The organism is Streptomyces sp. UH6, from assembly GCF_013421635.1.
Taxonomy (GTDB): domain Bacteria; phylum Actinomycetota; class Actinomycetes; order Streptomycetales; family Streptomycetaceae; genus Streptomyces; species Streptomyces abyssomicinicus.
The window spans coordinates 1-1,159 of sequence record NZ_JACADT010001363.1 but is presented as its reverse complement, the minus strand read 5'-3'; the positions used below and the strand labels follow the sequence as shown (position 1 = coordinate 1,159).

The window sequence follows — 1,159 nt, the reverse complement described above, 5'->3', positions numbered from 1 at the left end:
TGCCACGGTCCGGGCCCCGCCGAGGGAGGCCAGCAGACCCGGCAGCCCCTGCCGGAGCGGCGAGGGCCACACCTCACGGCGCTGCCCCGGCGCCTCCGGCAGCATCGCCAGGTGCCGTCGCCCGCCCAGCACCACCTCCGCCTCCAGCACCGTCCGCCGCAGCCGCCCGGGCAGCGAGGGCCAGCCGTCGGCGGTGACGCCGACGACGGTGATCCGGGGATCCGGGAGGAGGGGAACGGGGGGAGGGGGCGTGCCGATCGTCATACCCATGACGCTATCGTGGTCGATCACAGGCACGAGGTGCCCCCACGGCCCAGCCATCGGAAACGGTGAGGACGGCCCGCGGGGAGAATCTGGGAAGCCCGGTGAGATTCCGGCACAGGCCCGCTGCGGTGAACCGAGCCTCGCTCACGAGGACTCGGCAAGTCCGAAGACCGGCCTCGCGCCCGCCCCTTACGGATGGCGAAACGAGCGGGAGCCTCACATGCCATTGGTGCGTTCGCACTACCCCTTTTCCGCGATCGTCGGCTGCGACGCCGGCGACCTCGACGACCTCGGCCTCTCCCTGGTCCTCACCGGCATCGCGCCGGAGATCGGCGGCGTCCTCGTCCGCGGCGAGAAGGGCACCGCCAAGTCCACCGCCGCCCGTGCGCTGGCCGCCCTGCTGCCGCCGGTGGACGTCCGCCCCGCGGACCGCTTCTCCACCGACCCCGCCGACCCCGACGACCCCTCCCCGGACGGGCCGTTCGAGCCCGGCACGCCCGTGGAGAGCCGCCCGGTCCGCCTCGTCGAGCTCCCCGTCGGCGCCACCGAGGACCGCGTCCTCGGCTCCCTCCACCTCGAACAGGCCCTCTCCCACGGCAAGGTGGCCTACGAGCCCGGTCTGCTGGCCCGCGCCCACCGCGGCATCCTCTACGCCGACGAGGTCAACCTCCTCCCCGACCACCTCGTCGACCTGCTCCTCGACGCGGCGGCCACCGGCCGGGTCACCGTGGAACGCGACGGGTTCTCCATGGAGCACGCCGCCCGGTTCCTGCTGGTCGGCACCATGAACCCCGAGGAGGGCGAACTCCGTCCGCAGCTCCTCGACCGGTTCGGCCTCACCGTCGAGGTCGCCGCACCCCGGGACCCCGCCCCGCGCGCCGAGGTGGTGCGCCGC

The 1,159-nt window shown here is 74.4% G+C and carries 1 protein-coding gene, 1 pseudogene and 1 riboswitch; of the genes and pseudogenes, one reads left to right on the top strand and one right to left on the bottom strand.

Annotated elements, in window-relative coordinates; genetic code table 11:
* Nucleotides 1-270 (bottom strand): annotated as a pseudogene (locus HW445_RS31905) (cobalamin biosynthesis bifunctional protein CbiET); the annotation flags it as partial.
* Nucleotides 271-315: 45 nt separating this feature from the next.
* Nucleotides 316-458, top strand: a riboswitch (cobalamin riboswitch).
* Nucleotides 459-484: 26 nt separating this feature from the next.
* Between HW445_RS31905 and HW445_RS31900 the strand changes: the two are divergent.
* On the top strand, nt 485-1,159 hold a 675-nt coding region (locus HW445_RS31900), incomplete at its 3' end, for an ATP-binding protein (RefSeq protein ID WP_180224245.1).